The following is a 16,000-nucleotide window of genomic DNA, read 5'->3' on the forward strand; positions in this document are numbered from 1 at the left end:
AACGGACTTGGTATAAGTTAAGCTCCTGACTTCTATAAAAGAGGATAATACTATGTGGACTCAAACTGAATTAACGTTAAAAGCAAGAAAACGTGGGTTTCACTTAATTACTGACGAAATACTCTGTCAATTACCTGAATTAAGCCAAGTCAATTGCGGTATTTTACACGTATTTATTAAGCACTCTTCCGCTTCCATTACCTTAAATGAGAATGCCGATCCAACCGTTAGAGCAGATATGGAAGCGCATTTTAATCACTTTGTACCAGAGCGCGCGCCTTATTATCAGCACACCTACGAAGGTGACGATGATATGCCAGCTCATATTAAGGCCAGTTTACTGGGAAATAGTTTGAGCTTACCCATTAGCAACGGACAATTGAATATTGGAATTTGGCAAGGTATTTACCTAGGTGAGCATAGAAATCACGCAGGAAGCAGAACACTCGTTGTTACGATTAACGGAGAATAAATCTTTTATTAATTTAATAATAAAGCTCAAAATTAACATGTCATTCCCGAAGTCACTTGTTGGGAATTTATCAGTATCAAACAAGGTATATTTTCGAAAATTAAAAACTGGATCCCCGACAAGACACCTCGGGGATGACGGTGAGAAGTTAGCCGCCCAACGTTAATTTAAAAGTAACTCTGCTTTTAAATAGTTGATAAGTATGAACCGAAATAAAATTCAGCTTTAAATTGTATACTGCAAGTTAATGAAAAAGCACAGGGTTGACGGTAGTCAATGAGCAAGTATCTAGTCTCTTATCCAAATAAACTTATGCCAAATGATATTCAGCTTTAAATTGAATGCTTCAAGTTAAAGGAGAAAGCACGGAGTTGACGATAGTCAATGAGCAAGCATAAATCTCTTATCCAAATCAACTTATGCCAAATGATATTCAGCTTTAAATTGTATGACTCAATTTCAAGGAAATAGCACGGAGTTGATGATAGTCAATGAGCAAGTATCTTGTCTCTTATCCAAATCAACTTATGCCAAATGATATTCAGCTTTAAATTGAATGCTTCAAGTTAAAGGAGAAAGCACGGAGTTGACGTTAGTCAATGAGTACTTTCGACGAATAAATTGATGCGTACAATGACAAGATGAATGTTATTTTTTAGTCTTCTTCTAAAACATGCGGCCCTGCGTAATTATCAAAGCGCGAGTACTTACCTTGGAAAGTAAGCGGTACTCTACCAATCGGTCCATTACGCTGTTTACCAATAATAATCTCTGCCATGCCTTTAAATTCACTGTCATCGTGATAAACCTCATCACGGTAAATAAACATGATTAAATCGGCATCCTGCTCTATTGAACCCGACTCACGTAAATCTGAGTTAATTGGACGTTTATCACTACGTTGCTCTAGACCACGGTTTAACTGAGAAAGTGCCACTACTGGCACTTGTAGCTCTTTCGCTAAGGCTTTGAGTGAGCGTGATATTTCGGCAATTTCTAAAGTACGGTTATCGGAAAATTGTGGTGCGCGCATTAATTGAAGGTAATCAATCATGATTAAACTGATACCGCCGTGATCACGATGAATACGACGTGCTCTTGATCTAACCTCGGTAGGCGTTAAACCTGCGGCATCATCAATAAACATTTTGCCTTTTTCCATGAGTAAGCCCATGGTTGACGATAAACGCGCCCAATCTTCATCTTCTAATTGACCAGTACGAATTTTAGTTTGGTCAATTCGACCAAGAGATGCGAGCATTCTCATCATGATTTGATCTGACGGCATCTCTAAACTGAAGATTAATGCGGGATGATCTTGGGTCATAGCCGCATGCTCTGCCAAGTTCATCGCGAAGGTTGTTTTACCCATAGAAGGACGAGCAGCAACAATAATCAAATCAGATTTTTGTAAACCTGCAGTCATTTTATCTAAATCGGCATAACCGCTTGGAACACCGGTAACACCACCTGATGGCGCTGCACAAAGTTTCTCAATACGATCGACGGTTTTTTCTAACACCGAGTTAAGACTTTCGGGACCTTCGTTTTTACTGGCGCGTTTTTCTGCGATGGCAAAAACTTTAGTTTCGGCAAAATCAAGTAAGTCAGCACTGGTGCGCCCTTGCGTGTCGTAACCGGCTTCGGCAATTTCATTGGCAACACTTATCATTTCACGCGTAACTGCACGTTCACGCACAATGTCAGCATAAGCAGTAATGTTCGCCGCACTTGGCGTGTTTTTCATCATCTCTGCGAGATAAACAAAACCACCTGCGTCATCAAGTTTTTGATCGTTTTCTAGCCCTTCAGACAAGGTAATTAAATCAACAGGCTCGCCTAACTCAATTAATGCACCAATGGTTTCAAAAATAAGGCGATGAGAGCGACTGTAAAAATCTGCCGCCACTACTTTTTCCGCAACACGATCCCAAGTTTCATTATCAAGTAACAAACCACCTAATACTGACTGCTCAGCTTCTAATGAATGTGGCGGTACTTTTAATTCATCAATTTGCTTATCTTTCATGAAGTCTTGATTTTTGGAAAACTGTCGATCTTTGGAAAACTTTCGATCATTGGAAAATTCACGCGGCTTTTGTTCTGCCATTACCTTAACCCTACTCTTACTATGTTCTGCTATATCATCATACTCATCAACATTATTCCTGCATTTATCACGAAAAAACGCATTTAATAAGGACTTTATTGAGTATGTAAAAAGGACTGTTAATGTAGCAGAAATTGTCTAACTCTAATATAAGAGATTAACTTAAAAAATAAATTCCCTGACTAAACAGAACTAAATTTTAGACATAAAAAAAGCGCCATCAGGCGCTTTTTTTCACGTTTTTCTACTAGCAAGAAGTGATTACTTCTTGCTAAGAGCAGCAAAACGTTTGTTGAATTTATCAACACGACCACCGGTCTCAGCAGCTTTCTGCTTACCAGTGTAGAACGGGTGACAAGAAGAACATACGTCTAAGTGAATGTCTTTACCTGCTGTAGAGCGAGTAGTAATAACATTGCCACAAGAACAAGTTGCTTTGAACTCAACATAATTAGGATGGATATCTTTTTTCATGGGGACCTCTATCTCTATTTTAGAGAAATTGGGCGCATCGCCACTTAGCCATTTACTTATTGTATAGATAATTAGGGTTTTCTTAGTTGAAAACTCACTAACTTCTAACTGAAATGCCAAGCACCATACGAAGTTAAAATTAATGGTGGCGAATAGTAAAGGATAGCTTGCTTAACTGCAACATAAATCAACATAAATGGCTTAAAAAATCTCGAAATTTCATTATTTATAAAGAAAGCGTGATTGTTACTTGGCAGTAATGCTTTGGGTTGGCAAAATGGTACTAATTATTATTTACCATGATCTGCTATTTACGTGTCTGAACCAAACACTGAACAAAACACTAAACTAGCCTCTGCGCCAAACGTTGAGCAAAAAACAGGGCAATATATTCAAGTAGCTATTCCTGTTCCTATGCGGCAGTTATTTACTTACCGAGTTCCTGACGAGTTAACTTCGCCAGCGATTAAAATAGGTGAGCGAGTTGCTGTGTCTTTTGGTTCACGTAAAGTTATCGGTATTGTAATAGACCCACAAGCAGCGTGTGATTTTGATCCCAGTAAAGTAAAAAGCATCGCTGAACGTTTAAATGATAACTTTAATTTAAGTCAGTCATTGGTTAGCTTTTTACAGTTATGCGCTAAATATTATCACCATCCCGTTGGCGATGTATTTCAACAAGCCTTACCTATTTTACTAAGAAAAATTGAAAATATCACTTTAACACCGCCCATGGTTTGGCAAACTAAAACCCTTGATGATGATAAAAAATTGCTTATAACCGCTTTAGAGAAAAAAGCTAAAAAGCAATTAAATCTATATCAAATAATTAATAGTCATCATGGAATTAGTTGGGTTGAACTGCGTACGCTAGGTTATAGCAAGGCGCAACTTAACGCCCTAGAAAATAAAGCACTAATTGAAGAAGTAGAACAGGCTTCTACTGAGTTTACTTGGCAAGACGACACCTTAAATCAAAATAATAGATTACTGCTTTCCAGTGAACAGGCCATTATTGTTAGCGCCATTAATCATTCTTTAGGTAAGTTTTCTTGTCACTTAATTGATGGTGTAACCGGTAGTGGAAAAACCGAAGTTTACCTACAAGCTATGGAAGCTGTACTTGCCAATAATCGACAGGTATTAGTTATAGTGCCCGAAATCGGGCTAACGCCACAAACCCTTGACCGCTTTGAGCAACGCTTTAATGTCCCTATTGCCCTGCACCACTCAGGGTTAAATGATAAAGAGCGCCTAGCTACTTGGTTAAGTGCACAGCAAGGTAGTGCCGCTATTATTATTGGTACTCGCTCTGCTATTTTTACGCCCTTGCATCGCCTCGGTTTAATTATTATTGATGAAGAGCATGATTCATCATTAAAACAACAAGACAGTTTTCGCTACCACGGGCGCGATATGGCCATTTTACGTGCCAGACAACTTAATATTCCTATTGTATTAGGTAGCGCTACGCCTAGCTTTGAATCACTACACAATGCTTTGTCAGGAAAATATAACTACCACCAATTACATAATCGTGCAGGTAAAAGTAATAAAGCCAAAATTGCATTAATTGATATGAACCAACAGCAAGTTGAACTTGGTTTATCTGGCACGCTGAAGCATGAAATGAAACAAACCTTGGCTCGTGGTGAACAGGTTTTATTATTTTTAAACCGACGCGGTTATGCGCCAGCAATAAACTGCCAAGAATGTCATTGGATTGCAGATTGTCAACGTTGTGATAAACCTTACACCTTGCATCAAAAGCAAGGGCTGTTAATTTGTCATCATTGCGGCAGCCAAAAACGTATCCCACCACAATGTCCAAGTTGTGGCAGTGTCCGTATTGCACCGTTAGGTCAAGGAACTGAGCAATTAGAATCTCGTCTTGAAGAATTATTTCCTGATAATTCTATTGTGCGTATCGACAGAGACAGTACCCGTAAAAAAGGTGAGCTTGCTAAATTATTGCAAGAAGTGAGTGACAAAAAACATCAACTACTCGTTGGTACACAAATGCTTGCCAAGGGTCATCACTTCCCTGATGTTACCTTAGTCGCTGTATTAGATGTTGACGGCGCGTTATTTAGTTTTGATTTTCGCGCTAGCGAGCAAATGGCGCAATTACTTATTCAAGTTGCGGGTCGTGCAGGACGTGCCAGTAAACCCGGAAAAGTATTAATACAAAGTAATTTTGTTGACCATCCATTATTACAAGATTTAGTGCACAATGGTTACCATCATTTTGCTCATCAAGCTTTAACCGAGCGTAAACAAGCATTATTACCACCTTTTACTTTTCAAGCACTACTGCGCGCTGATGCAAACTACCCCTCATATCCTGATAAATTTTTACGTGAATTAACCGTTAATAGAATCGATGGCTGTGAGTTTGCAGGGCCAGTTCCTGCAGCAATGGAGAAAAAAGCCGGTAAATTTAGGTATCATTTAATTATCCAAGCTAAATCACGAAATGAATTACATCGCGGCATATTGCAATTACTTGCGCAAATACCGAGTAATCAATGGTTAAACAAAATACGTTGGAGTTTAGATATTGATCCCATTGACCTTAATTGGTAGGCAATATTAAATATCAGCCGTAACAATTGCTTATAAAAAGCTATTAGGTATTCGTATTTTTTTTTACTCAGCTCGGTTACACTAGCTGAAATTTTTCCGTAATAACCCTTATTTTCTATGGCTAACCAAGATTATATTTCCCGTACACCTCCCAAAAAGAAACCAAATAAACGTAGAGGCAAAGCTGCACCTAAAAAAGCAGGTAAGAATACTCATGGTACACCTTTAAAGGTAAAATTAATTAGCTTATTAATACTCATATTAATAAGCGCTTTTGCCTATGGTTTATGGTCGTTAAAAACAGATCCTGAGACTAAAAATCCTCTAAAAATGCCCGTAAAAGTTAAAGAGAGTACTCAAACACCTAATAAAGAAAAAGCGTTACCTGCACCACCAAAAGAAAAGTGGACTTATGTTAAAGACCTAGAAAACCAAGAAATTGAAGTAGGTGAATATAAAGTTGAAGATAAAGGTCCTTATCAAATGCAATGTGGCTCTTTCAGATCACAAGAACAAGCCAACACTTTAAAAGCACGCATTGCTTTTGCGGGTATTGAGTCGCAAGTAAGATCTGCCAAAGGTAGTAATGGCACTTGGTACAAGGTTATTTTAGGGCCTTACAAACGTAAACGAGAAGCCGAGAAAGACAAGCATACTTTAAGGCGTAAAAGTAATAACATTAATGGTTGCCAAATTTGGGGCTGGCGATAATATTATTCAATTAAATAACATTTCAATACGATTAAAATTGGCACAAATCCTTGAAAAAACACTAAAGCCCCCAATCATATTAACATCAATGAATTATTAACAAATCATCAGGTGATTTGGTTTAGACGAGGTTAATGTGACTACGATTGTTTCAGTAAGACGTAATGGAAAAGTAGCTATTGGTGGTGATGGTCAAGTATCACTTGGCAACACAGTAATGAAAGGCAACGCCCGTAAAGTTCGCCGCTTATATAATGATAAAGTACTCGCTGGCTTTGCTGGTGGTACTGCTGATGCCTTCACCCTTTTTGAACGCTTTGAAAGTAAACTTGAGCAGCACCAAGGTCACTTAACCAAAGCTGCCGTTGAGCTTGCGAAAGATTGGCGAAGTGATCGCGCATTAAGAAAACTTGAAGCTTTACTTGCTGTAGCCGATGAAACCGCATCATTAATCATCACCGGTAACGGTGATGTTATTCAACCTGAGCATGATCTAATCGCCATTGGTAGTGGTGGTAACTTTGCCCAATCTGCGGCAACTGCTTTATTAGAAAATACCGAATTAAGCGCCAAAGAAATAGTCGAAAAATCATTAACTATCGCTGGCAATATTTGTGTATTTACCAACCAAGAACAGACAATAGACGAGCTTTAAAAAATTTTCAGCTCTATTAGCCTAATCTTCATCAAACCCGATTTAAAATGCGATCTCAAGTTGAGTACAGACTCCTTTAGATCACAACGAGGAAATAAATAATGTCATCTATGACCCCACGTGAAATTGTTCATGAATTAGATAGCCATATTGTTGGCCAAAGTGACGCTAAACGCGCTGTAGCTATCGCCCTAAGAAACCGCTGGCGTAGAATGCAGTTAGGACAAGATTTACGTAATGAAGTAACCCCAAAAAATATTTTAATGATTGGACCAACGGGTGTTGGTAAAACTGAAATTGCACGTCGCTTAGCTAAACTTGCAAATGCGCCCTTCATTAAAGTTGAAGCAACTAAATTTACTGAAGTTGGTTATGTTGGTAAAGAAGTAGAGACAATTATTCGCGATCTTACCGATATGGCGATTAAATTGGTAAAAGAAAGTGAGATGAACCGTGTTAAACATCTTGCTGAAGAAGCCGCTGAAGAACGTATTTTAGATATTTTATTACCGCCAGCACGCGATACTTTTGGCAATGATGAAGAAAGTACTAACAGTAATACTCGTCAAACTTTCCGTAAAAAATTACGTGAAGGTCAATTAGACGACAAAGAAGTTGAGCTTGATTTGGCCGCACCACAAATGGGGGTTGAAATTATGGCTCCTCCAGGCATGGAAGACATGACCTCACAATTACAAAGCATGTTCCAAAACATGTCGAGTGAAAAAACCAACAAGCGCAAGTTAAAAATTAAAGATGCGTTAAAAGCACTACAAGAAGAAGAAGCCGCTAAAATTGTTAATCATGATGATATTAAACAAAAAGCCATTGAGTCAGTTGAACAAAATGGAATTGTTTTTATTGATGAAATAGACAAAATCTGTAAACGCGCCGACCAATCTGGCGGCGGTGATGTTTCTCGTGAAGGTGTACAACGTGATTTATTACCTTTAGTTGAAGGCTCAACCGTAAGCACTAAACACGGCATGATCAAAACCGATCATATATTGTTTATCGCCTCTGGCGCTTTTCAAATGTCAAAGCCATCAGATCTTATCCCTGAACTACAAGGTCGTTTACCTATTCGTGTTGAATTAAAAGCACTCACTGCTGATGACTTTGTGCGTATTTTAACTGAGCCTTTTGCTTCATTAACCGAACAATATATTGCTTTATTGGCAACCGAAGGTGTTGCTGTAACCTTTACTGATGACGGTATAAAATCTATTGCTGATGCTGCTTGGCAAGTAAATGAAACTACTGAAAACATTGGTGCTCGCCGTTTACATACGATGATGGAACGTTTAGTTGAAGATTTATCTTTCAATGCCGATCAACGCAGTGGTGAAACTATTAGTATTGATAAAGAATACGTAACAAAAGTATTAGGAGATGTAATTAAAGATGAAGACTTAAGTCGATTTATTCTTTAATTTCATTAACCTAATTTATTACTATGCTTTAATAGTTTTGTAGTAGATTGAATTAAATTGAGCTGAATTAAATTAAACGAAATTAAATCTTTTCAGATCAATTTAAGATAAAAACGTATGTAGGTTTACTCAAATGAAAATCGCGCAATTTATTTTAAATCAAGCTCAACACTCGCTAACGATTAACTTTGCTGAAAGTGTTGGTAGCAACAGAGAAAATCAACAAGGTGCAGAGCTTAGTTTTGAGTACTTGCGCATTAGTTCGCCTAACGAACTAGCTAAAAAAGCAAAGCAAGGGCAAGTGGTTTGCCATAAAAAAGAAGTTAATCTAAGCCGTATTGAAAGCGTTGCTAAGCATGGTTACCGCTTTATTTTTGATGATGAACACAGCGCTATTTATAGTGAAGATTATATCCAAACTTTAATAGCTGAGCAGGATAGTCGCTGGCAAAGCTACTTAGTTGAGCTGAAAGCAAGTGGCCACTCCCGTGAAACTATGATTGATTTTAAGCAATTATAAACAACTATTAACGCGCTAAAAAAATAAGAATTTTCAAAAAAAAAGCCCTGACATTCTTAAATGCCAGGGCTTTTTTATAAAATAGAAAACTACAACTAAACAGTAAAGCGACTCACTTCATTAGTTAGCACTTGTGCTTGTTGTGATAACTCTTCACTCATACTTTCATTTTGCTTGGCTGAGCTACCCGATTGTTCAGTAACATCTCTGATCATCACCACATGTTGATTTACTTCAGAAGCAACCGCACTTTGCTCTTGGATCGCAGTAGCAATAGCGCTATTCATCTCCATGATTAATGCAACATCTTGGGTTATTTCATCAAGCATAGCACCCGCTGAGCTTGCTTGATCAGCACTCTCTTCTCCTTGCGCGCGACACTGCGCCATCAGCGTTACAATTTCTTGAGTGCGTTTTTGCAATAACCCAATAATGGTTTCTATTTCTTGGGTTGAGTCTTGAGTTCTGCTTGCGAGAGTTCTTACCTCATCAGCAACTACCGCAAAACCACGACCTTGCTCGCCTGCCCTGGCAGCTTCAATTGCAGCATTTAATGCAAGTAAGTTAGTTTGCTCTGCAATACCGCGAATAACGCCTAAAACAGAAGCAATAGTGATACTTTCTTTTTCCAGTTCTTTTACCACGTTTTCAGAATCTAATAACTTTTCTGACAATTGCCCTATTTGGTTGATAGTTTCTTCAACGCCGACTTTACCTTTTTCGGCATTACTATTGGTTAGCTCTGCTTTATGCGCAGCTTCACGTGTATTCGTGGCTATTTCATCAACCGTTGCGACCATCTCAGTAACTGCTGTAGCAACTAAGTCAGTTTCTTGCATTTGCGTTTCAACGCCCTCATTAGCATTATAAATATTTTCAGCCAAGCTACCTGTTGCCGTATTAAGAGTGTTTACTGAATTGTTAACTTCAACAATAAGTGAGCGAAAATTGGTTAACATTTGATGAAACGCTTTAGCCATGTCGGCCAGTTCATCATCACCACTAACTTCAACAGCGAGTGTTAAATTATTAGTTTGCGCAATATTTTGCATCGTACTTTGCAAGCTATTAATGCGCTCTAAAATACTGCGAGCAATTAACCATGCACTCGCTAAAGTAATTAAAAGCACAACGCTAAAAATACTATAGGCAACCGTATTGATAAAACTAATGCTTTCTTTAACACCTACCTCACTTTTAATAACAATTTCTTTTAATATTTCATCAACTTGATTTACCACAATGTTCATTTCACCCATGACGCCAGTAGCTTTGTGGTAGCCTAGCTCTTTTTGTACCGTAACTAAGGTAATAAAAGCACTTTGGTATTTAGTAATTAAATCACTAATTTCCTGAATTTTAGATGTTGCTAAATCACTTTTATCTAAACTGCTTTGTAAGTTGCGAATATTGACTTTAAATACATCAACGTACTTATCATCTAAGCGCAACATAAAGTCTTTTTCATTACGTCTCAGTTGTAGCATATTACTTAACAATTGCGGGTTATCACCACCAATGAGTGACTCAACATTGTGTACCGAGGTACGTAACTCGCCATACAAACCAGTGCTAGGGTTTAGTCCTATTTTTTTCTGTAAAGTAACGACTTGGTTAAATAATAATTTATAATTATTTAACGTAGACTTCATGTTATCTAGCTCTGGTATAGCTAACTCAACTTCCTTAAAGTTTTTATTTAGCGTGTCTATTCTTTCATAAATATCGACGATACCTTCCTCAAAATCACTTGCGTATTTAAGGTCTTTACCCTCCATAAAGTTATTCTCATATCCTCTTAACTTGAGAATAGAGCTTTCTATATTCCCTATGCTTTTCGCAGTACCTATATCATGTTGTAATGCATTGCTTTGATAATTCACTATCACTAACATTAAGATCATGGCAACAATCAAGATTGCCGTGTTAGCAATTAATTTATGTTTAATGAGCATATATTTAACCTAAAATGAATAATGCCACTCCTTATTAAAAAAGGGGTTGATGAACGCTAGTCAAAAAGAACATTCATACAATGAAGTGGCAAAAATATAGTTGAATAAAAATTGTGCTTTAAATAAGCCAATTCAATTTATCTTTACTGGTAATACCTTGTAATGCACTGGCATGAAGTAGTGCGATACAAAGTATAGAAACAAAAAGTAGTGACCAGCAAGTTACTCTTAACGTTATCTTTTCCTAGTATATACATGTATCGGTAACTATCAGATTTATTTTAGTTTTTTTTATTAAAAATTAAAGAGATTGATTAAATAATCACTAAAAGGTTTAACAGAACAATTATTTGCCTATAAACATTACTCTCCGGCTAGATATAGGTTTTATTTTTAACATAACAAGATATACTGAAATAGCTTTTATCTTTAAACAAGAGAATCACTCATGCAATACAACACTTCTGAATTATGTGACTTTTATGCTGACTTAATTGATGTAGTTGATCCTATTTTCTGTAATTATGGTGGTCGCAGTTCTTTTGCAGGAAAAGTTGTTACCTTAAAGTGTTTCGAAAACTTAGGGCTGATTAATGAGGTCCTCGAAACTGACGGAAAGGGTAAAGTACTGGTTATTGATGGTGGCGGCTCTACGCGTCGAGCACTTATTGATTTACAAATAGCCCAATGCGCTGAAGAGAATGATTGGGAAGGAATTATCTGCTATGGCAGTGTTCGCGATGTAGATGCTATTGAAGAAATAGATATTGGTATTCAAGCGCTAGTATCAATCCCTGTAGGGGCAAGCGACCAAAGTGTTGGTGAACTAGATACCGCTATTAACTTTGCTGGTGTTACCTTTTTACCTGACGATCACGTTTATGCTGATAATACCGGTATTATATTGTCGCCTGAGCCACTTGATATTGAATAGATTTACGATTTTTCACTTTTTATTTGATATTAAATAAAAAGTGAAAAATGGAAAATTAAGCCTCTCAGTATTAAGTGTAAATCTACTAACTGATTATTTATTTCTGTTAAAAACACAAACTTTAATATATGGAAGGTTTTGCTTCTGGTGGGATTGATTCAGGATGCTGTAAATACCATTTTTCTAACCAAATCTCGATTTCTTCTGGTACAACGCCTTGATGAATGATATCACCTTGCATTAACTCTCCCCCCATAGCAATATAAGCTTCCGAAGCCTCATGTCTATCAATATTAGTACCCACTAGCGGTATTTTCATACTTCGAGTCAAAGTTACTAATGAGTTAGTAATTGCTTTATCTACACGGTTACTACCATCATTTGTTAACCCTCGGCAATTTATTTTAAGCTGCTGTATTGCCATTTTTCTAACATACCGTAAAGATTCATAACTCCCTGAAAAATTAGCAATAGATATCTGTATTTCTAACGACTTTAACTGATCTATAATTAATTTAACGCGAGAACTTGCACTAAGCATTACTTGCTCATTTAACTCAATCATTAAATATCGACCAGAAACATTATGTTTTTGTAGTTGTTGGTCAATATAATCAACAAGGTCTACTTCAAATAAACTTTCACTCGATAAGGTTACAGAAATTCGTTGATATACTCCTATAGCGTGTAACTGGGCGATAGTAGAGAGCGCCTGGTTTAACATAAATTTAGTTAAGGTATATAATTCCCCACTGTGCTCAGCAAGCTCTACAAACTCGGATAAACCAAGAGGTTTTTCCGCATCTTTTTCGTACCAATGGACTTTTAACTCAAAGCCAATAATATTGTGATTATTGATATTCACTTGCGGCTTAAGGTAGCAAAATAACTTTTCTTCTTCTATATCTTGTCGTAATGCTTCCATACGAGAAAGTAGTACTGCACTATATAAAATACTATTATTATCAAAATAATTAATTTGTTTTTCTTGCTTGAGACCATTTAATAATGCATCGCCTGCATGAGCGATAACTTCATCAAAGTTATCACCACTGTCTCCGGAAATAGCCACACCGAAAGCAAGTTCAAAATTTAAAGAAAAACTTTTAAAGCTCATTGCTTCTGGTACCGATGCTGCTATTTGTTGGCATACTTCGTTAACCATACTTTGATCATCAAAACGACTATCGGTTAAATTATAAAAGACTAAAAACTGTAAGCTTTGTAAGCGCGCAATACGTACTGGTGGTTTTGCCCCCATACTAAAGTCGAGCAATTTAGGGTTATTAACGACTTGTTGTTGTAAACAATATGCAAGTTGCAACAATAATAGGTCCGAATTATGGTAACCAATTAAACTATTTACTTGTTGAAAGTTAATTGGTTTAAACACCACAGCGGCGTAACGTTGCCCCATGTCAACCTTCATGGTTGACTCAAAAGCAATTAAAGCTTGCTGTGCTGTAGGTAAATTAGTTGCAGGATCATGAGTAAAGGAAAAGAAATCTTCAGCGCTAACTCTTTTACTAGCATCATTAAAAGACTCCGCAGCAAAAACTTTAGGAAGAAAATATAAAGCTAATATAGTGACACCAATAATCACTGATATATAACCAATAATATCTAACGCACTCATAGGGAGTTTGTCGCTATAAATTTGTGCAAAAAGTACAGAAATAGCAATAACAACAATTAAAATAATAAAAAGTAAAAAATACTTGGCGTTAAAACGATTCATTTATAACCTCCCTTGCTAAATAAGTCCCATAAGATAACTTCCTAGCCTAATAAAAATATGTTTACTTGTACAGAAATACTCAACGGTTAAGATGTTTTTGGTTGGTTAAGCTGTTCATTTTTAAGTACTTCAGTGACACTTCCTAAAAATAAATAGGGATCTATATCTTTAAAGCCTGGTGTATTTAATGAGAACTTAATTACAATCGAAAACTCCCCCAAACTTGCAAAAGATCTTGTGTTTATGGCTTGGGCTATTTTTTTTAATTTTTCGTCAACAGCTTGATTATTTTGATATTCAAATAATAACAAGAACTCATTTTCACTTAAGAGACCAGCATAATCAAATTCATCAATTTGTTGGTTAATAACACTCGAAATCTCTTTAATAACCTCTTTAATTATTTTTTGGTTAAAATGAAATGTTAACTCTTGCCAATTATCGATAGTGAGATAACCAACCCCTAATGGGTATCGAAAGTTTCGAGCTTTCTTAAAGGAGCTTTGATAGTGAAACTTAGTTTGAGTGGGGTTGTGCATGATATAACTTGGTCTTTCAGCTTCATCATAAGCTAAATTAACTTTTTGTGCTCTTAAGCGAATAAAGGAGATAATTAACACGATAAAAAGTACGACAACGCTAATCGATAAACTGATAATTAATAATCGTTGCTTATTATATTTACCGACAAAACTACCTGATAACTCACTAGTTTCTGCTAACTTAACCGCAAGTCGCTTCGATTCTTGTCTAGGCGAACTGTTGTCTATATCGTTCATTTTATTACGTGGCATACTCGTTAACAGGTTAGCTGTTTTTTTATTTGAGTTAAATTTTGCTAATGTAACTTGGCTATATTTATCAAGCCATTGATAAGCTATTTGATATTCTTGTTGAGCAAAGTACATTTCGGCAACCATACGATAAAAACCCGAATATTCAAGCGAAATGTCTGTACCTGCTAGGCGCACAATCACTTCGGTTAATAATGCATAAGCCTCACTCTTTTCGTTAGTGCTTAATTTTGCTTTAGCTAAAGCAACTGAAGACTCAATATGTGGTACCAGCATATTGTATTTTAAAAAAACTTCATTAGCTTTTTGCAAATGCAACAAGCTTGCTCGATAATTTTTTTGTGTTAATAAAACAACCCCTAAACCTTTTTCTGCTTGCGCCACATTAATCGGTGCAAACTTTAATTCGGCTGACTGTTTCGCTTCCCAAAAAGCGTTATATGCATCATCGAAGCGCTGTAAATAAAAATAGGCATAACCTAAATACAAGTATGTTTGGTCAATATTATTTTTTTGATTCAGCTCAAAACGTAATTTTAGTATTTTTAATTGCATAGTGAGTGATGTTTGGTAATCCCTGAGGTTATGGTAAGCCAAAGCTAAAATAGTCAATAACTCAATCTGCTCTGAAAGTTCGCTATTATCTATGCCTTGCTCTACTTTTTGCAGGTTTTCCAACGCTTGTTTGTGTTGTCCTAACATGGAAAACGCCACACTACGATAACTTAACGCGATAAGGTTATATTTTACATTGGCGATAAACATACTCTCTTCAATTACTTTTTTCGTTAAATCAAGTAACTGCGTATATTGTTTTTCAGCTACGTATACTTCCGCTAATTTTAACAAGAGTGATACATTAATCCTTTTATCTACGCAATTAGCTGCTAAGCCTCTCTCAGCAAAAAACAAAACATTGTTAATATTTCCTCGATTACTGGCAACTACAGCGGAAAGAAACGATATTTTAGCGATCACATCATTTGAGTAATGATCGCTATTTTCAAATATTTTATCGGCAAGTAGATTTACCGTTTCGGCGGGAACCTTTTCATCGCTTACCGTTAGCAGTTGTTGTACCTGGTTACTCAACGATATGTGTTCTAGTGAGTGATTCGCTTTTACATCGTTCATCATGAACAACAAAAACAAGACAACCTTAAAGAAGAGCCGTGCAAAAAATAATACTTGTAGGTTATGCAAGCCAATAGCCATAGTTACACCATTAAATGATTAAAAACAAAACACTAGAATATGAAAATTGTAAGATAGCTCATATTTACCTTATACCAGCAAATAAAAACAGTTCTTTATGTTTACATCTATAAATATTATCTTATAATGATCTCGTTAAGCATCAAGCTTGATAAGGGCAAATCTAATGAAAATTAGAGACGCAAAGTTACCGGTCTAATGGGAAACCTATGATAGCGGGACTGCAAATGTAGATATAGTGGGGGCTTATCTTATTTGATAATTCACTATCTTTTTTTCTTCCGTTTTCTTTGCGTGCCTCTTCTCCCTTCTTTTTATCCTTTTTTAACGCAAAAAATCATTTAAAAGAAGTAAAAAAAGAATGTAATACCAATATTACATTCTTTTTTAAGTTTATTGTTAC

Annotated in this window: 12 protein-coding genes and 1 riboswitch; of the genes, 7 read left to right on the plus strand and 5 right to left on the minus strand. The window is 36.4% G+C overall.

The window, feature by feature from the left end:
• The first annotated feature begins 52 nt into the window (after positions 1 to 52).
• On the plus strand, positions 53 to 472 hold the full coding sequence (locus tag KO502_RS05400; protein WP_216021546.1) for a secondary thiamine-phosphate synthase enzyme YjbQ: 420 nt from the start codon (positions 53 to 55) through the stop codon (positions 470 to 472).
• A 655-nt stretch (positions 473 to 1,127) separates the two neighbouring features.
• Here KO502_RS05400 and dnaB read toward each other — a convergent pair.
• Together dnaB and rpmE are read right to left on the minus strand one after the other, a co-directional pair.
• Complete coding sequence (gene dnaB / locus KO502_RS05405; RefSeq protein ID WP_216021576.1) at positions 1,128 to 2,501, minus strand: replicative DNA helicase; 1,374 nt, start codon at positions 2,499 to 2,501, stop codon at positions 1,128 to 1,130.
• Between the two features lie 342 nt (positions 2,502 to 2,843).
• Positions 2,844 to 3,056, minus strand: a complete 213-nt coding sequence (gene rpmE / locus KO502_RS05410; protein ID WP_216021547.1) for a 50S ribosomal protein L31 — start codon at positions 3,054 to 3,056, stop codon at positions 2,844 to 2,846.
• Positions 3,057 to 3,371: 315 nt separating this feature from the next.
• On the opposite strand from rpmE, the gene priA reads away from it, so the two are divergent.
• The 5 genes from priA (at position 3,372) to KO502_RS05435 (ending at position 8,961) form a co-directional block, all read left to right on the plus strand.
• A complete protein-coding gene (priA, locus tag KO502_RS05415; RefSeq protein WP_354668302.1) occupies positions 3,372 to 5,642 on the plus strand; it encodes a primosomal protein N' in 2,271 nt (756 codons plus the stop codon).
• A gap of 117 nt (positions 5,643 to 5,759) precedes the next feature.
• Positions 5,760 to 6,353, plus strand: a complete 594-nt coding sequence (locus KO502_RS05420; protein ID WP_216021548.1) for an SPOR domain-containing protein — start codon at positions 5,760 to 5,762, stop codon at positions 6,351 to 6,353.
• A gap of 136 nt (positions 6,354 to 6,489) precedes the next feature.
• Complete coding sequence (gene hslV / locus KO502_RS05425) at positions 6,490 to 7,008, plus strand: ATP-dependent protease subunit HslV (protein WP_216021549.1); 519 nt, start codon at positions 6,490 to 6,492, stop codon at positions 7,006 to 7,008.
• Positions 7,009 to 7,109: 101 nt separating this feature from the next.
• Positions 7,110 to 8,441, plus strand: a complete 1,332-nt coding sequence (gene hslU / locus KO502_RS05430; protein ID WP_216021550.1) for an HslU--HslV peptidase ATPase subunit — start codon at positions 7,110 to 7,112, stop codon at positions 8,439 to 8,441.
• A 133-nt stretch (positions 8,442 to 8,574) separates the two neighbouring features.
• Positions 8,575 to 8,961: a gamma-butyrobetaine hydroxylase-like domain-containing protein gene (locus tag KO502_RS05435; protein ID WP_216021551.1), complete on the plus strand. Its 387-nt coding sequence runs from the start codon at positions 8,575 to 8,577 to the stop codon at positions 8,959 to 8,961.
• A 95-nt stretch (positions 8,962 to 9,056) separates the two neighbouring features.
• Here the strand turns inward: KO502_RS05435 and KO502_RS05440 are convergent, their stop codons facing one another.
• Positions 9,057 to 10,916 carry a methyl-accepting chemotaxis protein gene (locus tag KO502_RS05440; RefSeq protein ID WP_216021552.1) on the minus strand — a complete coding sequence of 620 codons (1,860 nt, stop codon included), beginning with the start codon at positions 10,914 to 10,916 and terminating at the stop codon, positions 9,057 to 9,059.
• Between the two features lie 448 nt (positions 10,917 to 11,364).
• Between KO502_RS05440 and rraA the strand changes: the two genes are divergently transcribed.
• Positions 11,365 to 11,850, plus strand: coding sequence for a ribonuclease E activity regulator RraA (gene rraA / locus KO502_RS05445; RefSeq protein WP_216021553.1), 486 nt, complete (start codon positions 11,365 to 11,367; stop codon positions 11,848 to 11,850).
• 121 nt (positions 11,851 to 11,971) lie between these two features.
• On the opposite strand, the gene KO502_RS05450 is transcribed toward rraA, so the two are convergent.
• Together KO502_RS05450 and KO502_RS05455 are read right to left on the minus strand one after the other, a co-directional pair.
• On the minus strand, positions 11,972 to 13,588 hold the full coding sequence (locus KO502_RS05450) for an EAL domain-containing protein (RefSeq protein ID WP_216021554.1): 1,617 nt from the start codon (positions 13,586 to 13,588) through the stop codon (positions 11,972 to 11,974).
• Between the two features lie 86 nt (positions 13,589 to 13,674).
• On the minus strand, positions 13,675 to 15,597 hold the full coding sequence (locus tag KO502_RS05455; RefSeq protein WP_252730525.1) for a hypothetical protein: 1,923 nt from the start codon (positions 15,595 to 15,597) through the stop codon (positions 13,675 to 13,677).
• A gap of 146 nt (positions 15,598 to 15,743) precedes the next feature.
• Positions 15,744 to 15,826: riboswitch (cyclic di-GMP riboswitch) on the plus strand.
• The last annotated feature ends 174 nt before the right edge of the window (positions 15,827 to 16,000 follow it).

Origin of the sequence: Colwellia sp. E2M01 (genome assembly GCF_018860585.1) — a bacterium.
In the GTDB taxonomy this organism is placed as follows: domain Bacteria; phylum Pseudomonadota; class Gammaproteobacteria; order Enterobacterales; family Alteromonadaceae; genus Colwellia.